We start from the raw sequence: 2,711 nt of genomic DNA, 5'->3' as shown, positions 1-2,711 counted from the left end.
ATCATTTTTCTCAATGAATAATTGGTATATTTTAGGGTGTTTTTTACTATTTTTATGTTAAGATATTTTGGTTGATATTCATCTTATTTTAGGAGGTTGGAAAATCTGTTACATGCTTTTCATATGGATTTTAGTTTCTATACCGAAAGTATAAAAGTTTTAGGGTTATTAGGGAATTCTACTCGCTTATCAATTGTTTGTAAATTGACTACATATGGATCGTTGTCAGTTTCTGATTTAAGTAAGCAAACAAAAATTACAGAAGATTTGATTGTACAACATTTGCGTAAATTAGCCTCTGGAAATATTGTAATTAGTGAACGTATAGGGAAAAGGCTTTATTTTAAAATAAAAGATAATAAAACAATTGAGATTATTAAGGTATTAGGATTACTAAGTTAATTTTCATTACTTTCAATATAAATGATTTTGCTATAACTCAATTGTGCAAAATCACATTTAGCCTGCCTACGGAAATAGGGAGGTTTTTAATATACAAAAAGGCGCCCATATAAGGGTGCCTTTTCCAATAGTTTTTTAGCAGAAGCAACTGCATCCGATAATGATTAATAAAATAAACAATACAACTAATAAAGCGAATCCTCCAGCGAAACCGCAGCCTTCGCCGCAACTACCACCATATCCCATAACAATAGTGCCTCCTTTAGATTAGAGGGTAAAACTAGGGTTCATTCCATGGATTTTAATGGGTTCACTTTACCTTATGTTTTTAAGAATTAATTGAGCAGGTCCTTTTGAAAATAGAAAAAAGACGCCATAAGGCGCCTTCCTTTTAGGTAGATAAGACTTTAGTTTTCCAATCTAAAGAAATTTTGTATCAGCTCTTTGAGAGTATATCATGATATTCGCTTGATTTATTATGCATTATTACATATCATTGTAAATCCCTCTATTTTCCATTTGATAAAATGAAATCCCAATATTGTTAATAATTAAATAAATATTTCTACAAATTGAAAATATTTACAAAAGATATAAAAGTGATACATTTAAGGTGCAAGTTATAAAAAATATTTAAGGGGGATTTATTATGTTTAAGAAATTAGTAGTAGGAACATTAACAACTGGTATCGCATTAACTGGAGGGATCGGAGCAGCATCAGCAAGTACAGAAGGTGTAGATAATACTAAAAATTCAGCACCAATTATCCAACGTACCCAAATACTTAAAGATGATTTCAGTCTGATAAATGGTGAAAGAGAAGTATCGTTCGAGCATGTAAAAAAAGCAGATATGAGAGTTCATATGACAAACAATACTAAAGGTACACTTGATTGGTCTTTAAAAGACTCAAAAGGTAATGTTATTGGTTCTGGATCGTTAGCAGCAGGAAAGGGTTTTACAAATACGTACAATACTCTTCCAAAAGGTAAATATAAGCTTAAAGTTACTCACAGAAATGGTGGTTCTGGATCATTCTATGCAGCTGCTCGTACTTTAGACTAATATACATAGAATCATCTTAAGTATATTAAAGAAGAACAATCGGGGAGTTTGAGGATTAAGGAGTTTTGTTATAATATCATCGTTTGTAAATACAAAGTCACAAAAGGCCTACCTAGGGAAATAGGTAGGTCTTTTAATACATAAAAACACACCATAAGGTGCCTTTTAAGCTGTAACAAATTTAAATACATAGTACATAAAAAATAACAAAGATAGACTTGCTAATCTGCCAGCAATCGATTCTTTCATAAATTTCATAAGTATCACTTTGACAATCAATGCTAAGAATAATGGTATAAACAGTACCATAGCAAGTTTAATAGCTAAGTCGTTTATAGTTGGATTAAACGCTTCAAAATTAATGATGATATTCACTTGCCTCTCTATTATCTGTTTATATTTATAATTAGATTTTTATTGTTTTGTCTACTAAAAAAGCCGTTAATTTGAGAACTATTTATTTTTGGATTATAAGAGTGCTCTCACATTTACGACAAGTAATCTTCTCTTCCTCAAAAATGAATAGATTTTCAGCATCACATTCTGGGCATACAACTGCAAGTGGTGTTTTTATATTTTTATAGCATAGGAAAGAAAAGAATGCCATGATTAGAGCAGGTATAATAAGCATCATAATTAAGAATAGGCCCGCAAAAACGCCTGTAATTATGGAAAGTGGTTTCATTAGTTTTCTACCTACGGAGTTTACTTGATTATCCTTTTTACGAAAAGCAGTAACAAGGTAAGTTTGGGTTTCTTTTACTGGCTCAAATGCATTTACCGTATTGTAATCTTGTTCATCCATAGTGGGATAGGAAGTGTTTGGTCCTTGATATCCTCGTTGTATATAATAATTGTTTGACTCAGCTATTCGTGGTGTATACGAGATTCCAGTTCCAGGTACATAAGTTGTTGTTCTTGATTCAGGTGAAATAGAGTTCCCTCCCATACCTGTGTATGTAAAGTTAATTTTCACACCCGGGGAAAACTGGATAATTCTACGAAATTTATAACCCATAATATTGTATCCTCTCTATCTAATTAATAGAATTCTTTACTAATTATAACAAATTTTCAGTGTTAATATTAATGTATTATTTTATAATACAATAGTGATATTTAAATTTGCTAATTTAAGGCGTTTTATGAGTTCTCTTTTACTTGGACATTTGGTGCTAAGAAGGTATTGTATTGCTAAAAATACAACAATTATCGAGTAAGCTTATTATACCATCAATAAATG

The 2,711-nt window shown here is 30.8% G+C and carries 5 protein-coding genes; 2 read left to right on the top strand and 3 right to left on the bottom strand.

Features of this window, described 5'->3' with window-relative positions; all coding sequences use genetic code 11:
* Nucleotides 1-123 precede the first annotated feature (123 nt).
* Nucleotides 124-402: an ArsR/SmtB family transcription factor gene (locus ABWK52_RS27595; protein ID WP_353772292.1), complete on the top strand. Its 279-nt coding sequence runs from the start codon at nucleotides 124-126 to the stop codon at nucleotides 400-402.
* A 135-nt stretch (nucleotides 403-537) separates the two neighbouring features.
* On the opposite strand, the gene ABWK52_RS27590 is transcribed toward ABWK52_RS27595, so the two are convergent.
* On the bottom strand, nucleotides 538-648 hold the full coding sequence (locus ABWK52_RS27590; protein ID WP_000540371.1) for a YjcZ family sporulation protein: 111 nt from the start codon (nucleotides 646-648) through the stop codon (nucleotides 538-540).
* Between the two features lie 403 nt (nucleotides 649-1,051).
* Here ABWK52_RS27590 and ABWK52_RS27585 point away from each other — a divergent pair, with 403 nt between their 5' ends.
* Nucleotides 1,052-1,468, top strand: a complete 417-nt coding sequence (locus ABWK52_RS27585; RefSeq protein WP_004419556.1) for a hypothetical protein — start codon at nucleotides 1,052-1,054, stop codon at nucleotides 1,466-1,468.
* A 165-nt stretch (nucleotides 1,469-1,633) separates the two neighbouring features.
* Here ABWK52_RS27585 and ABWK52_RS27580 read toward each other — a convergent pair whose 3' ends face one another.
* Both ABWK52_RS27580 and ABWK52_RS27575 read right to left on the bottom strand, forming a co-directional pair.
* Nucleotides 1,634-1,843 carry a hypothetical protein gene (locus ABWK52_RS27580; RefSeq protein WP_001021326.1) on the bottom strand — a complete coding sequence of 70 codons (210 nt, stop codon included), beginning with the start codon at nucleotides 1,841-1,843 and terminating at the stop codon, nucleotides 1,634-1,636.
* An 82-nt stretch (nucleotides 1,844-1,925) separates the two neighbouring features.
* On the bottom strand, nucleotides 1,926-2,486 hold the full coding sequence (locus tag ABWK52_RS27575; protein ID WP_098541742.1) for a DUF4236 domain-containing protein: 561 nt from the start codon (nucleotides 2,484-2,486) through the stop codon (nucleotides 1,926-1,928).
* Nucleotides 2,487-2,711: the final 225 nt, after the last annotated feature.

The organism is Bacillus sp. AP50 (genome assembly GCF_040492675.1).
Lineage (GTDB): Bacteria > Bacillota > Bacilli > Bacillales > Bacillaceae_G > Bacillus_A > Bacillus_A cereus.
Note: the sequence above shows the minus strand (reverse complement) of the source record. Positions and strands in the feature narration are given on the sequence as shown.

Bases quoted from the DNA above. Each gene is read 5' to 3' on its own strand.
- ABWK52_RS27595 (WP_353772292.1), top strand. From the start codon at position 124: ATGGATTTTAGTTTCTATACCGAAAGTATAAAAGTTTTAGGGTTATTA.
- ABWK52_RS27590 (WP_000540371.1), bottom strand. From the start codon at position 648: ATGGGATATGGTGGTAGTTGCGGCGAAGGCTGCGGTTTCGCTGGAGGA.
- ABWK52_RS27585 (WP_004419556.1), top strand. From the start codon at position 1,052: ATGTTTAAGAAATTAGTAGTAGGAACATTAACAACTGGTATCGCATTA.
- ABWK52_RS27575 (WP_098541742.1), bottom strand. From the start codon at position 2,486: ATGGGTTATAAATTTCGTAGAATTATCCAGTTTTCCCCGGGTGTGAAA.